The sequence below is a fragment of the Commensalibacter melissae genome (assembly GCF_003691365.1).
Taxonomy (GTDB): domain Bacteria; phylum Pseudomonadota; class Alphaproteobacteria; order Acetobacterales; family Acetobacteraceae; genus Commensalibacter; species Commensalibacter melissae.
This window is the reverse complement of sequence record NZ_CP033087.1, coordinates 1,598,740-1,620,167: the sequence shown is the minus strand read 5'-3', so window position 1 is coordinate 1,620,167 and position 21,428 is coordinate 1,598,740. Positions and strand designations below refer to the sequence as shown.

Genomic DNA, 21,428 nt, shown 5'->3' with positions numbered 1-21,428 from the left:
TTCCTAATCGTTTAGGGATTGACGGAATGATGTTTCTAGTTGCTTGACAAGTTGAATAAATACATTCCCTCTTTCCTCAAAGCTATCAAACTGGTCAAAGCTGGCACAGGCAGGAGAGAGAATTACAGTATGAATATGATGTTGTTTGGCAAATGCAAAAGCGAGAGGGACTGCTTGATCAAGTGTGTGAATAATCTGGTAATGGACGTGATATCTATCTAGGGTTTTTGCTAGCAGTGGTGCATCTTTACCAATCAATAAAGCGAATTTTATTTTAGAAAAATAGGGTGCAAGATCGTCTATTCCTTTAGCCTTGGCCAATCCACCAGCAATCCATACGATTTTATTATAGCAGGTAAGTGCCTTCGAGGTCGCATCTGCATTGGTGGCTTTACTATCATTGATAAAAGTCACTGAATCAATGGTTGCGACAGGTCGCTGTCGATGGGCAAGTCCATTAAAAGAATTAAGACTTTCCGCTATCTGTTGCCGTGCAACGCCCAAAGCGAGGGCCATTGCCGTAGCAGCCGCAGCATTCTGTGCATTGTGTTGCCCAGGAAGAAGACTTGCTTGATTTAAATCAGCAATAATGCCTTTCTTGTCTTGCAGAAGATGCTGATCAACCCAAAAATCGGCATTGATATCTTTTTTCCCAGATATTTTTTTAATCGGAATATCATTTTGGACAAGTCGTTTCGCAATAGATTTACAGTAATCATCCTCTATTCCAATAATTGCCATATCCTGTTGATTTTGATGATCAAAAATATGATATTTGGCTTGAACGTATCCTTTCATGTCTCCATGCCGTTCAATATGATCTGGCGTAATATTTAACAAGCATGCGATATCTGCCTTGAAACTGGATAAGCGCTCAAGCATATAGGAGGACATTTCAAGAATGTAAACACCATCGTTCTCCAAATATGGAAGGGATAGGGATGCCGGTCCCAGATTACCTCCTGCTACAGATGGTATTTTAGCTTCTGTTAGAATATGGTTTAGTAAAACTGTGGTCGTTGATTTACCATTTGTGCCAGTTATAGCCACGAAACGTGCTCGGGACCCTGATTTTTTGATAGCTTGATATAAAATCTCTGCATCTGAAAGAATTGGAATTGCATTCATCCGGGCAAGTTCTGCAACAGGGTGGGGTTTTGGTAAAAAATGCGGAATACCAGGAGATAAAATTAAGGCATTGAAATTTTCCAGGTTTTTAAAAGGTGCAAGATGGGGCTTTAACTTTTCAGGGATTTGCTGACGAGCTTTGGGTTGATCATCCCAGATCTGTATTGTTGCTCCCATTTGCAAGAGACGTTGGGAAGCGGCAATGCCATTTTTACCTAACCCTAAAATGGCGTAATGATTATTTTTGAATAAATCTTTTGGGAAATCCATTTTAACGCAGTTTCAATGTTGCTAAACCAATAATGCCTAAAATAATGGAAATAATCCAGAAACGAATGACAATTTTTGATTCGGCCCATCCTTTTTTTTCAAAATGGTGATGTAAAGGTGCCATGAGAAAGATTCTTGTTTTAGTTTTTTTATACCATGCGACTTGAATAATGACGGATAGCGTTTCAATTACAAATAAACCGCCGACGATACACAAGACCAGCTCATGTTTTACGGCAACGGCAACAGATCCAATGGCGCCACCCAATGAAAGAGAGCCTGTGTCCCCCATAAAAACAGAAGCTGGAGGGGCGTTAAACCATAAAAATCCTAGTCCTGCCCCTATGACAGCAGCACAGAATATGGCCAATTCCCCAGTTTTAGGAATAAAATGCAATTGTAGATAATCGGTAAAAACACTATTTCCGACAATATAGGCAATCAGCGCAAAAACAAAAAAGGAGATAACAACTGGAACAATGGCAAGCCCGTCAAGTCCATCCGTGAAATTAACCGCATTACCAAAACCACTTATGACAATCATCCCAAAAAGAGGGAAAAAATAGCCTAATGGAATAAGGACATTTTTAAGAAAAGGTAGCGCTAGATCATTGGCCATTCCTGAAGGGGTCAGTTGTTGTAAAAAATAAGTTGCAACCAGTGAGATTAAAAATTCCCCGCCCAAACGTGTGCGTTTACTTAATCCATCACTGTTATGTTTTGCCAGTTTTTTATAATCATCAAAAAAACCTATCAGGCCAAATCCAAAGGTGACAAATAGTACGATCCAGATAAATCCGTTGGTCAGGTCAGCCCATAAAAGCGTTGAAATTAATAAAGTGGATAAAATTAAAATTCCTCCCATAGTAGGAGTTCCTGCTTTTTCTTTCAAATGCCGTTCCGGGCCAAGGGCACGAATGGGCTGACCTTCACGCTGAATCTGGTGAAGTTTGGCTATTATATAGGGACCCAACCAAATGCTAAGGAAAAAAGCCGTGAAACAGGCGGCAACAGCACGAAATGTTATATAACGAAAAAGATTAAGTAAAAAGGCATAGGCCAGCCCATGATGCATAATCAGATCATATAGCATTAATTTTTCCTTTGATTCATTTTTTGAGTTAACGCCCTAACAATTTTTTCCATATGCATTCCATGACTTCCTTTCACCAGAACAGTGTCTCGATCTTGCAATTGCTGATGAATGAAAGGGATTAACTGTTCTGCATTTTTACACCATTTCCCTTGTATAGGTCGGGGAAGTTGATCAAATACAATTTTCATTGAGGAGCCGCAAGTAAAAACAAGATCAGAATTCTGTATAATACTGGGAATCAAGGAGAGATGCTCCTTTTCGCTATATTCATCCAGTTCGAATATATCCCCTAAAACTGCGATACGTCGTTTGGGACTCAATAATGTCAGGGTTTTTAATGCGGCCTGAATTGAAAGGGTTGATGCATTATAGCTTTCATCTAGAAGAATTCCTGTTTTATCTATCAAAGGTAAGATTTCTCCTCGTCCTGACCCAGCTGTAAATTGATGCAGGGCGGTAATTGCCTGTTGCAAATCGAGTTTCAAGGAGAATATTGCACCGAGTACAAGGGAGGCATCATGAATGAGATGTTGCCCGGGAGACGCAAGAGAGACGGAAAAGATTTCATTAACTGTTTTAAATTTGAAGATTGAATAATCTGCACCAAGATTTATGGACTGGATTTGAAAATCAGCCTTTTCTGATAAACCTGTTCTGTAAAGATGAACATGATATTGCATTGCTCGTTTTTCAAATAAAGTGAAATCATAAACTGTTTCAGGCAGAATAAGGATGCCGTTTTTTGATAGAGCGGTGATAATCTGGCTTTTTTCCTCGGCAATTGCATCCAGGGTTTTCATCAATCCAAGATGGGAGGATGATACCGTAGTAATAATTGCTATGTCAGGTTTAACCATGGCAGCAAGGGGGGCTATTTCGCCACTGTGGTTCATGCCAATTTCACTGATACAATAGTCGGCATCAGAGGGAAGTCTTGCCAAAGTGAGAGGAACGCCCAGATGGTTGTTATATGAACCTTCGGCAGCATGAATTTTTCCAAAAGGCTGCAAAGCGTTTTTAAGCATTTCCTTTGTTGTGGTTTTACCGACACTTCCAGTGATCGCTATGGCTTTTCCATGAAAACGCTGTCTGGCATAAATCCCCATTTTTGTAAGGGCATGAAAAGTATCCGAGACAATTAAAAAGGGTAATTGACTGTTGAATTGGGAAGGAATATGCGTGACAATGACACAAGATGCTCCATTGGCAAGAGCCTGTTGAATATAGTCGTGACCATCGCTATTTTCACCTTTAATGGCAATAAAGATATCCCCGGGTCGCAAGGTTCTGGTGTCAATGGAGACACCCGTTCCATGTATGGCCTGATGAATGGATAAGGTACCTCCAGTGGCCTGGATAAGATCAGTTTCGTTCCAAAGGAATGTCATAAATATCTCATATATTTCTGTACTATTTTTACATCATCAAAAGGATGGATAATATTCCCGATAATCTGACCTTGTTCATGCCCCTTACCAGCAATAACTAAAATATCGCCAGGTTGAAGTTTTTTAACTGTTTGTGCAATGGCCTCTTCTCTGCCAGCGATTTCAACGGCCCGTGGAAAACCTTTTTTAATTTCATTACGGATCAGTGCGGGATTTTCATGTCGGGGATTATCATCCGTAATAATGACATGGTCTGCATATTTTCCCGCCTCAAGAGCCATCAGAGGGCGTTTGCCTTTGTCACGGTTCCCACCTGCCCCAAATATAATATATAACTCATGATGAACATGTGGACGCAAAGATTGTAAAAGATGGGTCAAGGCATCAGGTGTATGGGCATAATCAACATAAACAGTTGCCCCATTTGGTAAGATGGCAGCCTGTTCCATGCGTCCTTTCACGCCTTTTAGTTTGGGAAGTAGAGGAACAAGGGATTCAAGATGTTCAGAATCTTTTGCGATAAGTGCCATAGAAAGTAGAATATTATCTATCTGGTAACGTCCAAGTAAAGAAAGGGTTGTTGTAACACGGTTTCCTGAAGCTGTTTTATAGGTTATTTCCTGACCATGGGGTAAGGGTTTAACATGATTTAGACGCAAAAAATTTCCTTTGATGCCAACCAGTCTCAATTGTTGTTTTCTTTTTTTTATTATATTTAATAATGTTTCAAGAACGGATGCATTCATATCACTGTTCAATGCGGCAATGGCATTTGATGGTAATATATCTGTAAATAATCTTTGTTTTGCCTGAAAATATGCTTCAAAACTGTGATGGTAATCCAGATGATCCCGGGTTAGATTTGTAAAAGCTGCCGCTTCTAATTCAATATTGTCAAGCCGGTATTGAGCCAATCCATGTGAAGATGCTTCCATGGCAACATGTGTTACATGTTTTTTGGCAAGATTTTGCATAATTTCATGTAAAATAATAGTGTCAGGTGTGGTTAATATCGGTCCTGTATAATGATAGCCAGCATTATTGAGAACGCCCAAAGTGCCAATTGAAGCGGATTTCAGATTTTCCAGTTCCCATAACTGTCTGGCAAAATTGACGGTGCTTGTTTTGCCATTTGTACCTGTAACCGCTATTTTATGATGGGGTAACTTCGGGTAAAATAAGGAAGTTATTTTTGCTATCACTTGACGGGGATTATCACAGTAAATGGGAACGCACTGGCTCGGCAAATCCATGTTTGACCCATTGGTCAAGAGAATCGTATTGGCTCCATTTTCAATGGCCTGTTGAATGAATGCTTGTCCATCAAGCTGATTTCCAGGCAAAGCGGCAAAAAGAAAATCTTTTTGCACTTTCCGGCTGTCCAGTGCAATTCCCCTTATTTCATGATTGGGGAAATAATCGGGAATATTGATATAGGATCGTAATGTATCAAGTGAAATCATGGTAAAATGAAACTGATTATTCTGAAGGGGAAGAGGATGATATATTTTTGTGTCTAGATTTTGTTTTTAATGCGGATTTTGTTTGTCGATTAAGGCGAGGATCGCCCGGATCATTTCCTGGACCGAGAGCTTTTACTCCTCTAGGAACTGCAGGACGTAAAGGAATGGATAACTCATTATCTATCCTTCCGGCGTTCTTTATATCTGGAAATAATCCAAGCATGGGTCCAATACGTGCAATGATTTTGGATACGGTTGGTGCCGCATTCCATCCGGCTGTTGTCCAGCCATGGGTAAATTTGGTTGGCTTTGGACTATCCAGCATGACATAGACAGCATATCGGGGATTGTTCATCGGAAAAACAGCAGTGAAGGCTGATACATTGACATGTTTTAAATAACCCCCACCTTTTCCCACTTTTTCACTGGTACCAGTTTTCCCTCCTACAAAATAACCTGGAACCTCTGCGTTTTTGCCCGTTCCCTGTGTAACATCTAAACGAAGTATTTTCCTTAGAATAAGGGAATTTTTATCGGAAATAACTTTTTCTCCATCAGGTATGTCAGTTCTAGATGAGGTTGGATCAATAATTACCGGAGGCATTGTTTCATCCTGTCTTGATAATAGAGTGGGCCTGATCAGGTAACCGTCATTCACTGTTGCCGCGGTTCCTCGAACAATGGCTAAAGGGGATTGTGCGATACCGTGACCAAAGGCGACAGTCATGATGGTGGATATTCCCCAATTTCTGGCAGAAGGCACCAAAGGACGACCTGCTTCGGGTAGTTCAATTGGAACGCGTGCTAAAAAACCCATTCTTTGTAACCAGGCACGCTGTTTTTCTCCCCCAACATCAAGGGCGATGTGTGCAGATGCAGGGTTTGAGGAATAGGCCAATACTTCAGGTAAGGAAAGATAGGGAGCAAAATGATCTGTTTTCAAGTCGTGAATGGTAAAGCGACCCACCCTGACTGGTGCTGTTGCAAAACGGTCCCAAATATGTATCCCGCCAACCTCCAAAGCCATAGCTGCGTTTTGAAGTTTAAAGGTTGATCCAGGTTCGTACATCCCGTTTGTGGCGCGATTGAATCTTTGATTTGGGGGGGCTTTATTGAAAAAATTTGCATCATAATCGGGTAAACTCACCATTGCCAGAATTTCCCCGGTATGAACATCCATGATAATACCGCATGCAGCTTCTGCCTGAAAAGTTTGCATCGCTGCCTCCACTTCTTCTTGTACCGCGGTTTGAACATGCGTATCAATGGATAATCGTAAAGAGGAATGATCATTCATCAAGCGCTGGTCAAGATATTTTTCAATACCTGCAATACCGTGATCATCAATATCCACGCTGCCGAGAATATGGGCCGCCAATCGTCCTAGTGGATAATGTCTGCGTTCGCCACTTTCAAAATAAATTCCTGGAATGCCAAGGTTATTGATATCAATCTCCTGTTTTGGAGAAATATCGCGAGCTATATAAACAAACTGTTTTTTAGACGAGAGTCTTTGAGTGGTTTTTTCAAGATTAAGATTGGGAAGAATGGATTTCAGTTTTTGAGCAACATTGTCAGGGTCAATAATTTCGACAGGATTTGCATATAACTGTGCCACGGGGAGAGAAATGGCCAAAATCTGTCCATTTCTGTCAATAATAGAGGCTCTGTGGATTTGAGGTAACGAAAAATCTCCAGCAATGGTTCCTTTTGGATCGCTAATTGGAATTGGGGGAACCTGGGGAGCGATTTGCTGTTTTTGAGGGGGCAAAGGTGCTATGATGGTTGCGAAAATTAATTTTAGCATAACCGCGCCATAAATGACGCAGAAGCCGCATGCTGTGATAAATAAGCGAAGTCTGGTTTTATCTATTTGATAGGTATTAATTTTTTTTTTTTGATTTTTTTTTCTTTTTTCAAAAGATTGTCTATAAGGTTGACCTTTTTGTGAACCTTTTCCATAATTTATCATTTATTTTAACTTTATAGAATTCATTGAGAAAAAGGAACAGGTGCGGGTAGGGAATCATCAGCGTCGTCTCCAAAGGCTGATTCAGAATGATAATGCTGTTTTTGTTTGCTGTTTTGGGCGATTTTTACCGGCGTCGCATGTTTTGGTTTTGTACTGGTTATTACGACGGTGTGTATTTCCTTTTTACCAATGGTGCCATTGTTATTCTTTTCTTTTACAATTGACATCGGCTCAGAACTGTCAGCAATTGAAAATGCAGGTCGAACTGCAGGTTTATGAGCAGATTTTTTGATTAAGGCTGTTGTTTTGATATTTTTTTTATCAATTCGTGGGATATCAGGGAAATCTTTGGTTGCTAGATTTTCTTCATCATCCCTAACATTTTGAACAGGTTTGGTTCTGATAGGAGGTTTTTTTATGTTTTTATTTAAAATATCATCAGAGGAATCAATTGTATTGTTCGTTTTTTTAGCAGTGTAGATTTCGGGTTTTCTGGAAGGGGAATTGAAGGATGCAGATTGGTTTTCTTCATCCGAAGTGCTCGGTTTTGTTGGGGAGTCATGATGTTGTCTGGTCGTATTACTTGAAACAATAGCAGGTTCGGGCTTGTCATCAGGGTTATTCAAGGTTTGTCCATGATTATCAGCGACCGCAAGGAGCAGCTGTTTGCGTGTTTTATCCTCGATCTGTTCCTTTTGAATGGGAGGAAGCACATTGAGCAAGGATGACATTTGTACAAATTGAGTGGGAGCCAAAGGGTGCAATTTTGGCAGAAAGTTGTTGGCCAGAGTTTTTAAACGGTCAGGCTGATTAAGTAAAGTCCATTCTGTCCGTAACATTGCCGTCCGGGCTTTTAGCCGTTCCGTATCATGCACAATCTTGGCGATTTGATGATCCAGTACGGTGGTTTTATGTTTTTGAGTGTACAGGATCATTCCAGATAGGCCGGCAAGTACTGAGCAAAATAACGTTAATGGACGGATTATCATCAGGATATACTCCTTGTTTTCTGCCCTGCAAGACGTTTAATGGCACGTAATTTCGCACTTCGTGAACGGGGATTTAAAAGGGCTTCATGTTTTGAAGGGCGAAGAGGCTTATGGGTTAGGGCTTCAAACTTAATCAGTTCGGATTTTTGATGTAGGGATTGAGGATGATGTCTTGAAGGACCTGCAATATTGCCAGTTGCCTGATTCATGATTTCTTTGACAATACGGTCTTCCAGGGAATGAAATGAGACAACAATCAGTTTTCCATCTGGTTTAAGAAGGGAAAGTGCACTTGTTAAGACTTGCCTGATTTGTGTCAATTCATCATTGACGGCAATTCTTAGCGCCTGAAAAGATCGAGTTGCGGGATTAATTTCATTTTTTTTGGACGGAACAACCCTTTTAATCAGGTTTGCCAGTTGTTGTGTTGTTTCAAAAGGTTTTTCAAGTCTATCCTGAATAATGGCTCGAGCGATACGACGTGAGAAACGTTCCTCACCATAATACCATAAAATATCTGCCAATTCGGTTTCGGACAACTGGTTAACGAGATCAGCCGCAGTTTTTCCAGATTTACTCATTCTCATATCCAGCGGTCCATCAAACCGGAATGAAAAACCTCTTTCTGCCTCGTCCAACTGAAAAGAGGAAACTCCCAGATCAAGAACAATACCATCCAAAGATTGGATGTTATTTTCATGAGCAAGCGTTTCAAGTTGAGCAAAATTTCCCTGTAAAAGACGAAGCGTGGGATAGTCGTCAACAATTTTTTGTCCTCGCCTGATGGCATCGGGATCACGATCAATCCCCCATACATTGCAATTGGCAGCGGAAAGAATGGCCTTGCTGTACCCACCTCCACCAAAGGTTGCATCAATATAAACCGCTTCGGATTTTGGTTGTAAAAGGTCAATTACTTCGTTAAGCATGACGGGGAAATGACCATTGATATCAATTGCTGAATAATTGTCGGCCATGATTATTGGTCCGCTTGCTCAGTTTTAGCCTTGGCGGCGTGTGGCAGAATGACCATTTTTGTTCGTTTAAGCACGGATTCATAATGTTTTTGTGCGGCTACAGGTTCCCAAATTTGGAAAATTGTCCCAAGTCCCATAAAAGTAACCTTATTGGTCAAGTTGGCATGTTGTTTTAGAATATCAGGAAGGATAATCCTTCCCTCACGATCAACTTCAATAGGCCAGGCCTGAGCGTAAATAAGGGTTGCGAGGTCATTATGTTCCGTTGAAAGAATGTTGACATCATCCAATACGGCGGTCAGTTTGTTGAAAATGGCAAATGGCCATCCTTCGATACAGGGTAAAGTATGAGAGGGGCGAAGAATAAAGGAAAGTTCTTCCTTGGTGGTTTTTTCTTTGCGTAAATTTAAACGGAAATTTGCTGGAATAGATACTCTTCCTTTGGCATCCAGTCGATTTTGATGTGATCCAAGGAACAAATTCATTACAGGCTATCCCAGATTTAATTTGAATTGATTATTGATCTTTGCTTTTGTTTTACATTATAGCCTTTGGGATATCATGGGTAAATATGGGAGGTCAAATAATTACGTTGGAAATCACTTTTATTTCATAAAATCATGATTGAGATGTATATGAAGTATCGTTAAAATGCCGTAAAAATTATAGTTTTGCATCTTAATGGAAATTTATGGATAAAATTAAAATCAGATAGCGTGTAAGCCGGGTTCTGTTTTTATGAAACATAAATGACGATCATTCATCTTGAATACGATTCGCACCGTATTTCATGCAACCAACCCAGGTAACAGGGCGGAAAAACCCTGATTTAACTGTAAATCTGTTACCTCTATTAGGTTTTGCTCCCGGTGGGGTTTACCATGCCATTCCTGTTGCCAGTCATGCGGTGTGCTTTTACCACGCCTTTTCACCCTTACTTGCATTTATAAATAAATTGGCAAGCGGTTTGTTTTCTGCGGCACTTTCCCTAAGGTCACCCTCGCCAGTCGTTAACTGGCACCGTTTTTCCGTGGAGCCCGGACTTTCCTCTATTTACGATGCAGATCATGTAAATAGCGATCATCTGGCTATCTGATGGTGTTAAGATGTCGCTATTTTGTGCAAAAAGCAAGATGATTTTATAAAATATCCAACAGGTGAATGATTTTAAAGCTGCATTATGGATGTGAAACTAAAATTTTCCCCTTCTGGGTTTTCACCAATACGAAGAATTCCGGGTTTTAAAATTTTATAGGGGGGAACGGGAAGGTTATAAGGTGCTGGCACATTGTTATATACTCTTCCCGCCAAATCAAATTTAGATCCATGACACGCACAATTGTAATATCCGCCAAGTGAATTTCCCAAATTAAGGCTCGGAATACATCCGAGATGCGTGCATACACCAATCAAAACCGCAATTTCTGGCTGAATTGATCGGTGCCAGTTTCTTGTATAGGGAGGTTGTTGCAACTCTTTACTGCTTGGATCACGTAAACGGATCAAAAGTTCCTTGTCTTGTAAAAGTGCAAGTGTTTTGGCTGGACGATGAAGAATAAATACAGCATGTCCCTGCCACATAACGGTAATTTGCTGACCCTCTTTAAGCGAGGAAATATCAACATCCGTGTAATTATGAGTGATGGTGGTATTTTGAGTGTTTAAACTGTTTATAAAAGGCCATGTGCAAACCACACCTCCTACCGTTACTGAACTTGCGGTAAGCAGGGTTAGGAAACTACGACGTGGTACAGTAGGGGGAGAGGAAGATTGATTCATTATGAAAGTTGATATAATGATTATTTAATGAAGCGGATAAAAATGATTGGGTGTATTTTTATCAATTTGTATATTACCATTTTGCCTATTAACACGAAAGGTGAAAATTATCGAAAAATTCTTTCTTGTATTCAGACATTCCTGATTGTGTTTTTCATGAATTTCAACATTTAAAATTGTTGATCCATCATCATTGTTGATCACGGGAATTAAGCATCTAAGAGGGATTTCTGTTAGATTTTTATCTGTGATGGTCTGTTTTAGATATTTTATTACAGATTGATTATTAGACCAGTCGATTTTCTGTCTTACAAACTGATCGGTCAATTGATTTAACCAACCCATTTCTTGGCAAAAAATAATACCGCCAGATAAGAGTAGCGCAACAATCACGCGTTGTATTATCCTTTTCTTTAAAGAGTTTCTTGATGGAGAAAATGCAGGTCTATCGGATTTTGTCATCAGTTTTTCAGATTGATTAAATAATGGAATTATATAATTAAGTTAAAAAATGGAATTGGATAATCAATATTAAGACTTTATTTAATTCAAAATGAAGTCGTTGCAAAGATCATCAAATTAGAATGGAAAAGATAAAAACAAAAGCTATGAATTCATTCTATAAATAATTTTTAGGTAGTTATTAATAAGTAAAAATTCATTAACATCTATCCATCTTATGGATTAAATTTTTTATCTTTAAATGCAGTTTTTTAACCACCATGACTTGAATTGATAAAATCATGGTGATCAACAATCACTATTCTGTCATATTTTCGTGCCAAACATGATTTGCCCGATCTAATAGGTCAAGAGCTTCTTGTGGTCCCCAGCTACCAGCCTTATAATATGTCAGTGGGGTTAGATTTTTTGCCCAACCATCAAGAATGGGTTCTATCCAGCGCCATGAAGCTTCGACTTCATCACGACGGATGAAAAGAATGGGATCCCCTTTGACGACATCCATCAAAAGCCCTTCATATGAATCGGGGTAGCGGATATGAAAGGCTGTAGGAAATTCGATATTGATTGAGGTGCTGCGTAAATTCGTATAGGTTTTTTGTGGATCCTTGATTTGCAGGGATAATGAAACACCCTCGTCTGGTTGAATACGAATCACAAGACGGTTCGCTTTTGGTGGCGTGGCAAAAAGATTCCAGGCGGAGGGTTTGAACTGAATAATGATTTCACTGACCTTTTTTGCAAGCCTCTTTCCTGTTCTCAGGTAAAATGGTACACCTCCCCAACGGGCGGTATTGATTTCGGCTTTTAAAGTAATGAAAGTTTCTGTATTGCTTTGATCCTTACCAAGATCCTCAAGATATCCGGGTATTTTTTCATTTTTGTAAATGCATGATGTATATTGGCCGCGAACAGTATTATTCTTGATATCCTGTTCCGTCATGGGTTTTAAAGAACGAAGGACTTTTAACTTTTCATTTCTCAGGTCATCGGCATTTAATGAAATGGGAGGATCCATGGCCACCATACATAAAACCTGTAAAAGATGGTTCTGAACCATATCCCTTAATGCGCCAGCTCCATCATAATATCCACCCCGTTTACCCACTCCTACGGTTTCAGCAGCTGTAATCTGGACGTAGTCAATGGCATCCGAATTCCAAAGCCGTTCAAAAACTGGATTGGCGAAACGAAGGGCAATAACATTCTGAACAGTTTCCTTGCCAAGATAATGATCAATACGGTAGATATTATTTTCAGGGAAATGCTTGCCAACACGCTGGTTGATCTCTTCGGCAGTTTTTAACGAGGTTCCAATAGGTTTTTCAAGGATTATACGGGTTGTCGGAGTGATCAGTTTTTTCAATGCAAGATTGTCACAAATATCACCATACAATCTTGGTGCAGTCGCGAAATAAAAAATGCGAATATCATTAGCCTTGTTATGTTCGAATTTCGCTTGCAGTTCTGGCCAGTTGCTATCAGCTTCTGCACCATTTAAGCTGACGTAGGAAATAAGATTTAAAAAATTTCTAATATTTTCTGGATCTTGATAGGATTCTTGAACAAATTCAACCAATCCGTCATGAATGCGTTTTTTAAAATCGTCGTCTGTCAAAGGTGATCTTGCTGTACCGATAATACGAGTTTGGGGTGGAATTTGTTTGTCCAGATAACGATAATACAATGCGGGTAATAATTTCCTTGCAGTTAGGTCGCCTGTTGCCCCAAAAATGATAATATCAAAAGGTGCATAGGCTTGTGTCTGTTCCATAAATTTGGTCTCTCTACATTCTATAAAGTTTAATTTTTGAATATTATTTTGAATCGTATATATTTTGTGAATCTACTCTGTAATATTTTTTTTGATAGTAACATGGTTTTCAAAACAGGAAAAAATATTCTTTAAATTTTCAAAGGATTAAAATTTTCATATTCTGAGGCTATTGGCGATTGACCTGGCATGCAGGGTTACGTAATGAATAGAAACAGCTTTAAATATATTTTAAAAAAATCAAAATAGGAAAAGTGGATGAATGAATTTGATAATAAACCCGAAGTCGGAGGGATCGCCGTTGATCGTCTTCGGACAATTGTTGAACGTATCGAGCGTTTGGAAGAGGAGCGAAAAGGGTTGGCAAATGATATCAAAGATATTTATGCTGAGGCAAAATCGGCGGGATTTGACGTTCCCGTAATCAGAAGGATAATTCGGGCACGTAAACAGGAGCCTGCTGAAGTGGAAGAACAGGAAACCCTTTTTGATGTTTATCGTCGTGCATTGGGTATGTAGTAGAATATAGATTTAATAAAATTGTTGAAATAATATCATGAATTTAACTTTTCCAGAGTGGATCCCTTCTTGGGCGCAGTTTGTTATCCTAATATTGACTGTTACTTTTGGAATTTGTTTTTTGTTTATGCCTTTTGCTGTTTTTGGGCTAAAAGGACGTTTAAATTATTTAAGTCAACAAATGGAGGATATTCAGGCCCAATTACGTATCTTGTTAAAGCGCACGGCTGATTTGCGGCCTCGTTCGGAAACTAAAATACAAGTGGTTGCCAATCATCGAGATGATACAGAAAAAGCAGGTAAAATAGAAAATTCAGAAAAAAAATTGTATGAGCCTGAAAATTATGTTTATCCCTTACCTGCCTTGAAAAAGCGTTTTGCAGCTTCTGATATTTCAAATCAGAATTCATGTGATGTATCGCGGTTATCCCTGAATAAATCCGGTGAGAATATTGGTAAGGTAGAGGTTAAGAAACCGGAAAATAACTTTGATAAGCAGGCTCAGAAAATTTATGTAGAAAATGGGGAGGGGGGATTATATGACCCTCCCTCTTCTCATGATGAAAAAAAGGAGATTATTAATTTAAAAAAACGTAAAGAACCTATTTTACGCTGGCCGCCGCTGTAAGTGGGGGAATAATCACCATATCATCATGATGGATAACCTCATTGGGGCCGTCCCAGCCCAGTTGGGAATTAATTTTATCAGTTTGAAGACCTATAATTTGAGTGATTTCTGAAGAATCATAAGCAGAAATACCATTTCCGACAATTTTTCCATTCTTGTTGGCAATTTTAATGATATCTCCCCGTTGGAAATGGCCTTCAACTTTGATAATACCGGCAGGCAATAAAGACTTTCCGTTTTTCAATGCTTTTTCCGCGCCATTATCAATAAAAATAGTGCCTTTGGTCGAGATGCTTCCAGCAATCCAGCGTTTACGGGCAGGATAGGGTTTGCGATTGGGAAGAAACCATGAACATCTTGCTCCTTCTTGAAGAGCCTTGAGAGGATGAAGCAGTTTTCCATAAGCGATTGCCATGGCACATCCTGCAGTTGTGGCTATTTTTGCGGCTGCCAGTTTTGTTGCCATGCCACCTGATGAATATCCAGTTGGCGCCTTGCCTCCCATGGCGTAAATTTGTGGAGTAAGTTCAGGAATTGAGGCAAGATGCTTGGCTGATGGATTGGTTTTGGGATCTGCGGTATATAACCCGTCAATATCCGAGAAAAGGATAAGCCGGTCAGCTTTGACCATTTCTGCAACTCTTGCTGCCAACCGATCATTATCTCCAAAACGAATTTCGGAAGTGGCAACGGTATCATTTTCGTTAATGATGGGAATGCAGTTTAATTTCAAAAGTGTTTCAATGGCTGAACGGGCATTGCTATATTGTAACCGCGTTTCCGTATCATCCAGAGTCAATAAAATTTGTGCAGTTGTGATTTTATGGGCAGCGAAAGCCTCATGCCAGGTCTGAGCCAGTTTGATTTGACCTATTGCGGCGGCAGCCTGTTTTTCATCGAGGCGAAGCTTATATCGATTTAATTTTAACTTGTAACGTGCCAAAGCGATCGCACCCGAAGATACAATTAAAATCTGGCAATTTTGCTGACGTAAATGGATTATATCCTCTATCAGGCTTTCTAGCCATGATTGACGAACGCAAGCATTTTTCCCGTCAATTAATAAGGCGCTGCCAATTTTTATGACAATTCTGCGGGCTTGGTTAAGATGTAGATTTTTCATTATATAGGACTGAAATGTTTTGATTTTAAAATTATATCCTGTTTATATTTTGTTATGTAGTTCTGTAAATAAAATAAAATTTCTTTCACCCCATTATGGGTAGCCCCTGAAAGAAGGAAAACCTTATGTCCACTTGCTTGTTCCAGTTCTTTTTGTTTTTGCAGAATTTCTTCAGGGGTAAGCAGATCAGTTTTATTAAGTCCAATCACTTCCCGTTTATTGGCAAGTTCCGTTTGATAGGATTCCAATTCATTGCGAATAATTTTCCAGTTGTTGACAACATCATCAGATGTTGCATCGATAAGGTGCAATAGCATACTGCATCGTTCAACATGTCCTAGGAAACGATCACCTAATCCATTGCCTTCATGGGCCCCCTCAATGAGACCGGGTATATCTGTTAGGACAAATTCCTCAGTTGGTGACAATCTTACCATTCCCAGTTGTGGATGCAGGGTTGTAAACGGATAATCGGCAATTTTTGGCCGGGCAGCAGAGGCAACAGAAAGAAAGGTTGATTTTCCTGCGTTGGGTAAGCCTACTAATCCTACATCGGCAATAAGCTTTAATCGCAACCAGACCCAACGTTCTTCTCCAGGCCAACCTTTATCAGCATGACGGGGTGCCCGGTTTGTGCTGGATTTAAAACGTGTATTGCCAAATCCTCCATCTCCTCCCCGACAAAGAACTATTTTTTTACCTTTTTTATTTAGGTCTGCAAGCAAGGTTTCCTTATCTTCGGAAAATATTTGTGTGCCTATGGGAACTTTAATACAGATATTTTCTGCATTTGCACCAGTTTTATTGGCACCGGATCCATTTTGACCCTTTTTGGCACGGAAATGTTGGGTATAGCGAAAATCAATCAAAGTATTTAAATTGTCAACTGCCTCAAAAATGATATCGCCACCACGTCCGCCATCGCCTCCGTCCGGACCACCAAATTCAATATATTTCTCTCTTCTAAAGGCGACCGCACCATCGCCTCCATTTCCTGATTTAACATAGATCTTAGCTTGATCTAGAAATTTCATGTTCTAAAACCTTTAAAATAAAAGGGCCGATTCTTATTGAATCGACCCTTCGTATAATAGTCAATACTTAAAATTGTTTAAGTATATTTTGATCTATTCTGCAGCGTTGCTGATTGCATCCACAGAAACATGTACGTTACCTTTTGAACGGCTTTCAAATCGTACATTTCCATCAATAAGGGCAAAAATGGTATGATCACGACCTAAACCGACATTTTGACCTGGTTTGATTTTTGTACCGCGTTGTCTAACGATAATGTTTCCAGCAACAACATGCTGTCCACCAAATTTCTTAACGCCAAGACGACGTCCAATGGTATCGCGTCCGTTTCTGGATGAACCTCCGGCTTTTTTATGGGCCATTTTTTTCTCCTATTCTAAAAATATCAATATGGTCTGTTTAGGCTAGAACTAAGCAGCGTTGATTTCAGTGATTCGTAAAACTGTTACAGGTTGACGGTGTCCGTTTTTACGACGGCTGTTTTGACGGCGACGTTTTTTGAAAATAATGACTTTTTTAAGACGATCTTGCGCAACAACTGTTGCCTTAACGCTGGCACCTTCAACAACAGGTGTTCCGATTGTGCAGTTTCCTTCATTACCGACACTTAAAACTTCGGTGAATGTGACTGTATTACCTGTCTCGATATCCAGTTTTTCAACTTTTAGAACCATATTAGGTGTAACGCGATATTGTTTTCCACCTGTGCGGATGATTGCGAACATAATAAACCCTTTAATTTTTCAAACTCTTGTTAGAAAATCTAACTTAGTTTCTTTTTATCAATATCCCACAAAACAGGAATATATTTATTGTGAAGTCTTGTTTATATTGATTTTTAAAGTAAAAAGTCAATAAGCTATTTAAATAAATACAAATTGTTTAATAAATTTCTTTTCATAATTCCGTTAAGTTTGAATATTTTATCTGGTTTTCTTTGAAGGAATAGATTATATATTCGTTGGTTTTATAAAAAATCATGGTTGTTTCTGTTTATGGAGAGATGCCAGAGCGGTCGAATGGGGCGGTCTCGAAAACCGTTGTGCAATTCTGTTGTACCGTGGGTTCGAATCCCACTTTCTCCGCCATGTTTGAATAAATAAATGAATATCAAAAATGATATTTTCCTGCTATCATGGTTAAATATTTATAATTCGTAATATTATAGATTTTATTATTATGGTTGAACCCCATTATTGATCCCTATATAGGGACCGGTAGAATTGTGAGGTGTATTATTTTTACAATTTGTTGTGCATAACAATATTGTTATCAAAGATAAAATTAAAATTCTTTTAATTCCGAAGTTACTCATTGTTTTTGCAAATAGTGTTATTCAATATATTGTACAGCAATATCATAATTATTGATCATAAGTAAGTTACTATTAACATTTGTGCATATTTTATTAATTATCTTCTTTAATTTTCAAAAAATAATGCTAAGTATTATTCGATATTAAATTATTTTAACATGAAGTATTTGATATACTTTATTTATTTTAGAATTTAAAAAATTATTTGGTGAATAAAAATGGAATTAGAAGACAAGAAAATATCATTATTACAATTGACGTCCAAGATTGTGTCATCACATATATCCAATAATTCAGTGGAGGCCGAACAATTGCCTGAACTTATTCGTCAGGTATATCAAACGCTTTCCTCAATTGAAAAAAATGGTCATGATGCAGAAAAATTACAGCCTGTTGTTCCTGTAAAACGGTCTGTATTTCCGGATTACATCATTTGTCTCGAAGATGGTAAAAAATTGAAAATGTTGAAACGGCATATTCAGAGTGCCTATGGTTTAACACCTGAACAATACCGTGAACGTTGGAATTTGCCTCCTGATTATCCAATGGTTGCCCCCAACTATGCTGAACGTCGTTCCAGTCTGGCTCGAGAAATCGGTCTTGGTCGTAAAAATACCATCAGTGATATTCGCAGTGTAAGGAGAGGGAGAAGAGAGGCCTCTTAAGACAAAATAGAACCCTATTAAGTAATTTTTATATAATGTTTTGACTGTTTGCTTCGTGATCGTTATAAATTTTAGATTGATAGATTTGATGCTTTTATTAAAAAGTGGAGAATGAATTTACGTGGATAGTGATTTATTAATGGAACGGCAAAAGATGAAACGCAAATTGGTTTTATGGCGTTTATTTGCTGTCTGTCTGTTTGTTTTATCGATAATGGCAGGTTCTGCCAAATTAATAACGAAGAGGCTTGGTAATCATGACGCGCATTTGGTGAAATTGAAAATTGAGGGTGTTATTGGAAATGATGTTTCCAAACAGGTAACCCTGATCAATACTGCTTTAAAGGATAAATCTGTCAAGGGAATGATCCTTTATGTAAACAGTCCTGGTGGGGCGGTTACCGGCGGGGAACAGTTACATGATGCGCTGTTAAAATTCTCAAAAACCAAACCTGTTGTTGTTTCAATGGGAGGTGTGGCAGCTTCAGCAGGCTATATGATTTCAGTACCTGCAAAACGTATTTTTGCATTTAATTCTACCTTAACCGGATCAATTGGCGTCATTATGGAATCTCCTGATTTTTCTGGGTTGTTAGACAAGGTCGGTATTTCATTTGATCAGCTTGTTTCAGGTCCTTTAAAGGGTCAGCCGTCAATGGTCAAACCCTTGTCTCCAGCCGGTCAAAAAATGCTGCAGGGATTGATTGGCAATTTTTATGATCAGTTTACGAATATGGTTGCTGAAGGGCGACATATGGATATTGCCCGTGTCAAGGAATTGGGGGATGGGCGACCTTATAGTGGTCAGCAAGCCGTTAGATTGGGACTGGTCGACCAGATTGGTAATGAAGAGGATGCGAAACAATGGATGATCAAAACATATCATCTTCCAACAGACATTGAAGTTGTTACATTAAAAAAAGATAAAAGTGAAAACTGGTTTGGGCTTGGCGGCAAATCGATCATGAATTTTTCGTTAAAAACAATTGCCAATCAAATTTTTTATAAGGAAAATGAAAATTTTGGTGGTATTTTAGCTATTTGGCACCCATAAAAGAATCATTATAAGCTATAATAACATTTGAGTGAGTTAATGACTAAATCTGAACTAATATTAGAAATTGCATCCGAACATCCTAATTTAATGTTGAAATATATTGAGGAAATTGTTTCAACAGTTTTTGATGAAATAGAGACAACGCTGGCGAGGGGTGATCGGGTTGAGCTTCGTGGTTTTGGTGCCTTTTTTGTAAAAAATCGTAAAGCCCGTACGGGAAGAAATCCTCGGACAGGGGAAACTGTAACTGTGGAGGAAAAATATGTTCCCTTTTTTAAAACGGGGAAGGAATTAAGGGAAAGGATAAATCAGCAATAAAATTTTAAAACATTATAAAGGGAAACAGCAATGCAGGATACATCCATAATGAAAATTGTTCCTGTTATTTTGTCAGGAGGCACGGGTAGTCGGTTATGGCCCCTGTCTCGTGCCAGTTTCCCTAAACAGTTATGGCCCCTTATTACTGAAAAATCCATGTTTCAAGACACGGTTTTACGCGGTAAAGGGGATATTTTTTTAGAGCCAATCGTTATTTGCAATCAGGATCATCGTTTCTTGATTGCAGAGCAATTGAGAGAAATTGGCGTTGAAAATGCCCGTATTGTTTTGGAACCGGTTGGACGAAATTCAGCACCAGCCATAGCAACTGCAAGTTTGTTGGCGAATGAACTGGATGCTCAGACAATTTTATGGGTAATGGCGGCAGACGCATATATTCAAGATGTTCCAAAACTGGTGAAATTGGTAGAAGAGACAGCCGCTTTTGCACAAAACGGGAAAATTGTAACTTTCGGCATTCAACCTACACGTTTAGAAACAGGATATGGATATATTGAGAAAGGTACAGTTATTGATAAGATCAAGAATATTTATGCCGTAAAGGCTTTTACTGAAAAACCTGATATTCGACAGGCTCAGCTAATGGTTGAGACGGGAGGATATTTATGGAATTCGGGCATGTTCATGTTTTCTGCACAAACGATGTTGCAGGAAATGAAACGTTATACCCCAACATTACTATCCTTGGTTAAAAAGGCTGTTGACAATAGACAGTCAGATTTATATTTCGAGCGTATATTATATGATGATTTCATAAAGGTCCCTGATCTTTCAATAGATTATGCCATTGCCGAAAAAACAAAAGCCATGGTCGTAGTATCTGCCGATCTTGTCTGGTCAGACATCGGAAGCTGGAATGGATTATGGAATGTAAGCCAGAAGGATCGGTCAGGGAATGTGGTTATAGGGAATGTATTCTTAGAAAACACGCATAATAGCTATATTCGTTCTGAAGAAATGGTAGCGGCTGTTAATGATATAGATAATGTTGTTGTAATTGTGACAAAAGATGCCGTTTTGGTTTCTGATCGAAACAAATCGCAAAATGTTAAGAAAATTGTTCAAAAATTGAATGCTGTAAAACAACAGGAGGCTATTCGGCATAACCAATGTTATCGACCCTGGGGGCATTATGAAACGTTGGCACATGGAGAACGGTTTCTTGTCAAACAGCTTATTGTAAAAACTGGAGCGCAGCTTTCTCTGCAAAAACATCATCATCGTTCAGAACATTGGGTTATTGTTTCCGGTATTGCTGAGGTAACCCGTGGAGATGAAGTTATATTTCTGCATGAAAACGAAAGTGTTTACATTCCTCTGGGAATGGTGCACCGATTGAAAAATGCGGGTGACATACCTCTAATTGTCATTGAAGTACAATCTGGTTCTTATCTTGATGAAAGTGATATTGTAAGACTGGATGATCAGTATCATCGTATTGTATGAATA

Annotated in this window: 21 protein-coding genes, 1 tRNA gene and 1 other RNA gene; 7 read left to right on the top strand and 16 right to left on the bottom strand. The window is 39.0% G+C overall.

What is annotated here, in order from left to right:
• Positions 1 to 3 precede the first annotated feature (3 nt).
• From murD to zwf, 12 genes are all read right to left on the bottom strand, one after another.
• Positions 4 to 1,398: a UDP-N-acetylmuramoyl-L-alanine--D-glutamate ligase gene (murD, locus tag D9V35_RS07360; protein WP_122123955.1), complete on the bottom strand. Its 1,395-nt coding sequence runs from the start codon at positions 1,396 to 1,398 to the stop codon at positions 4 to 6.
• Position 1,399: 1 nt separating this feature from the next.
• On the bottom strand, positions 1,400 to 2,491 hold the full coding sequence (mraY, locus tag D9V35_RS07355; RefSeq protein ID WP_122123954.1) for a phospho-N-acetylmuramoyl-pentapeptide-transferase: 1,092 nt from the start codon (positions 2,489 to 2,491) through the stop codon (positions 1,400 to 1,402).
• Entirely contained in the window at positions 2,491 to 3,882 is a 1,392-nt protein-coding gene (locus D9V35_RS07350) for a UDP-N-acetylmuramoyl-tripeptide--D-alanyl-D-alanine ligase (protein ID WP_122123953.1), read from the bottom strand. The genes mraY and D9V35_RS07350 overlap by 1 nt, the downstream gene beginning before the upstream one ends.
• On the bottom strand, positions 3,879 to 5,345 hold the full coding sequence (locus D9V35_RS07345; RefSeq protein ID WP_122123952.1) for a UDP-N-acetylmuramoyl-L-alanyl-D-glutamate--2,6-diaminopimelate ligase: 1,467 nt from the start codon (positions 5,343 to 5,345) through the stop codon (positions 3,879 to 3,881). The genes D9V35_RS07350 and D9V35_RS07345 overlap by 4 nt, the downstream gene beginning before the upstream one ends.
• A 16-nt stretch (positions 5,346 to 5,361) precedes the next feature.
• Positions 5,362 to 7,317, bottom strand: coding sequence for a peptidoglycan D,D-transpeptidase FtsI family protein (locus tag D9V35_RS07340; RefSeq protein WP_122123951.1), 1,956 nt, complete (start codon positions 7,315 to 7,317; stop codon positions 5,362 to 5,364).
• A 20-nt stretch (positions 7,318 to 7,337) separates the two neighbouring features.
• Positions 7,338 to 8,306 carry a cell division protein FtsL gene (gene ftsL, locus D9V35_RS07335; RefSeq protein ID WP_122123950.1) on the bottom strand — a complete coding sequence of 323 codons (969 nt, stop codon included), beginning with the start codon at positions 8,304 to 8,306 and terminating at the stop codon, positions 7,338 to 7,340.
• Complete coding sequence (gene rsmH / locus D9V35_RS07330; RefSeq protein ID WP_122123949.1) at positions 8,306 to 9,283, bottom strand: 16S rRNA (cytosine(1402)-N(4))-methyltransferase RsmH; 978 nt, start codon at positions 9,281 to 9,283, stop codon at positions 8,306 to 8,308. The genes ftsL and rsmH overlap by 1 nt, the downstream gene beginning before the upstream one ends.
• 2 nt (positions 9,284 to 9,285) lie before the next feature.
• A complete protein-coding gene (gene mraZ, locus D9V35_RS07325; RefSeq protein WP_122123948.1) occupies positions 9,286 to 9,768 on the bottom strand; it encodes a division/cell wall cluster transcriptional repressor MraZ in 483 nt (160 codons plus the stop codon).
• Between the two features lie 218 nt (positions 9,769 to 9,986).
• An RNA gene (gene rnpB, locus D9V35_RS07320) (RNase P RNA component class A) lies at positions 9,987 to 10,379 on the bottom strand.
• A 71-nt stretch (positions 10,380 to 10,450) separates the two neighbouring features.
• On the bottom strand, positions 10,451 to 11,062 hold the full coding sequence (gene petA, locus D9V35_RS07315; protein WP_110438458.1) for a ubiquinol-cytochrome c reductase iron-sulfur subunit: 612 nt from the start codon (positions 11,060 to 11,062) through the stop codon (positions 10,451 to 10,453).
• A gap of 24 nt (positions 11,063 to 11,086) precedes the next feature.
• Positions 11,087 to 11,524, bottom strand: a complete 438-nt coding sequence (locus D9V35_RS07310; RefSeq protein WP_162988610.1) for a hypothetical protein — start codon at positions 11,522 to 11,524, stop codon at positions 11,087 to 11,089.
• A 298-nt stretch (positions 11,525 to 11,822) separates the two neighbouring features.
• The gene (gene zwf / locus D9V35_RS07305; RefSeq protein WP_122123946.1) at positions 11,823 to 13,298 is read right to left on the bottom strand and encodes a glucose-6-phosphate dehydrogenase; all 1,476 of its coding nucleotides are present in this window, start codon (positions 13,296 to 13,298) and stop codon (positions 11,823 to 11,825) included.
• Positions 13,299 to 13,556: 258 nt separating this feature from the next.
• Here zwf and D9V35_RS07300 point away from each other — a divergent pair, with 258 nt between their 5' ends.
• Together D9V35_RS07300 and D9V35_RS07295 are read left to right on the top strand one after the other, a co-directional pair.
• Positions 13,557 to 13,817 carry a DUF2312 domain-containing protein gene (locus tag D9V35_RS07300; protein WP_110438455.1) on the top strand — a complete coding sequence of 87 codons (261 nt, stop codon included), beginning with the start codon at positions 13,557 to 13,559 and terminating at the stop codon, positions 13,815 to 13,817.
• Positions 13,818 to 13,854: 37 nt separating this feature from the next.
• A complete protein-coding gene (locus D9V35_RS07295; RefSeq protein WP_122123945.1) occupies positions 13,855 to 14,445 on the top strand; it encodes a hypothetical protein in 591 nt (196 codons plus the stop codon).
• On the opposite strand, the gene proB is transcribed toward D9V35_RS07295, so the two are convergent.
• The 4 genes from proB to rplU all read right to left on the bottom strand — a co-directional run bounded on the left by proB (position 14,420) and on the right by rplU (position 17,328).
• Positions 14,420 to 15,568, bottom strand: coding sequence for a glutamate 5-kinase (gene proB, locus D9V35_RS07290; RefSeq protein ID WP_122123944.1), 1,149 nt, complete (start codon positions 15,566 to 15,568; stop codon positions 14,420 to 14,422). The genes D9V35_RS07295 and proB overlap by 26 nt on opposite strands.
• A complete protein-coding gene (obgE, locus tag D9V35_RS07285) occupies positions 15,568 to 16,602 on the bottom strand; it encodes a GTPase ObgE (protein WP_122123943.1) in 1,035 nt (344 codons plus the stop codon). The genes proB and obgE overlap by 1 nt, the downstream gene beginning before the upstream one ends.
• A 93-nt stretch (positions 16,603 to 16,695) precedes the next feature.
• A complete protein-coding gene (rpmA, locus tag D9V35_RS07280) occupies positions 16,696 to 16,965 on the bottom strand; it encodes a 50S ribosomal protein L27 (protein ID WP_110438451.1) in 270 nt (89 codons plus the stop codon).
• A 48-nt stretch (positions 16,966 to 17,013) separates the two neighbouring features.
• Positions 17,014 to 17,328: a 50S ribosomal protein L21 gene (gene rplU / locus D9V35_RS07275; RefSeq protein ID WP_122123942.1), complete on the bottom strand. Its 315-nt coding sequence runs from the start codon at positions 17,326 to 17,328 to the stop codon at positions 17,014 to 17,016.
• Between the two features lie 272 nt (positions 17,329 to 17,600).
• Here rplU and D9V35_RS07270 point away from each other — a divergent pair.
• The 5 genes from D9V35_RS07270 (at position 17,601) to D9V35_RS07250 (ending at position 21,425) form a co-directional block, all read left to right on the top strand.
• A tRNA-Ser gene (locus tag D9V35_RS07270) sits at positions 17,601 to 17,691 on the top strand.
• 445 nt (positions 17,692 to 18,136) lie between these two features.
• Positions 18,137 to 18,583, top strand: coding sequence for a MucR family transcriptional regulator (locus D9V35_RS07265; protein ID WP_122123941.1), 447 nt, complete (start codon positions 18,137 to 18,139; stop codon positions 18,581 to 18,583).
• A gap of 121 nt (positions 18,584 to 18,704) precedes the next feature.
• Positions 18,705 to 19,637, top strand: coding sequence for a signal peptide peptidase SppA (gene sppA, locus D9V35_RS07260; RefSeq protein ID WP_240993355.1), 933 nt, complete (start codon positions 18,705 to 18,707; stop codon positions 19,635 to 19,637).
• A gap of 39 nt (positions 19,638 to 19,676) precedes the next feature.
• Positions 19,677 to 19,958, top strand: coding sequence for an integration host factor subunit beta (locus D9V35_RS07255; protein WP_110438448.1), 282 nt, complete (start codon positions 19,677 to 19,679; stop codon positions 19,956 to 19,958).
• A 30-nt stretch (positions 19,959 to 19,988) separates the two neighbouring features.
• Positions 19,989 to 21,425 (top strand): mannose-1-phosphate guanylyltransferase/mannose-6-phosphate isomerase, encoded by a 1,437-nt coding sequence (locus D9V35_RS07250; RefSeq protein ID WP_122123939.1) that lies wholly within the window; start codon positions 19,989 to 19,991, stop codon positions 21,423 to 21,425.
• The last annotated feature ends 3 nt before the right edge of the window (positions 21,426 to 21,428 follow it).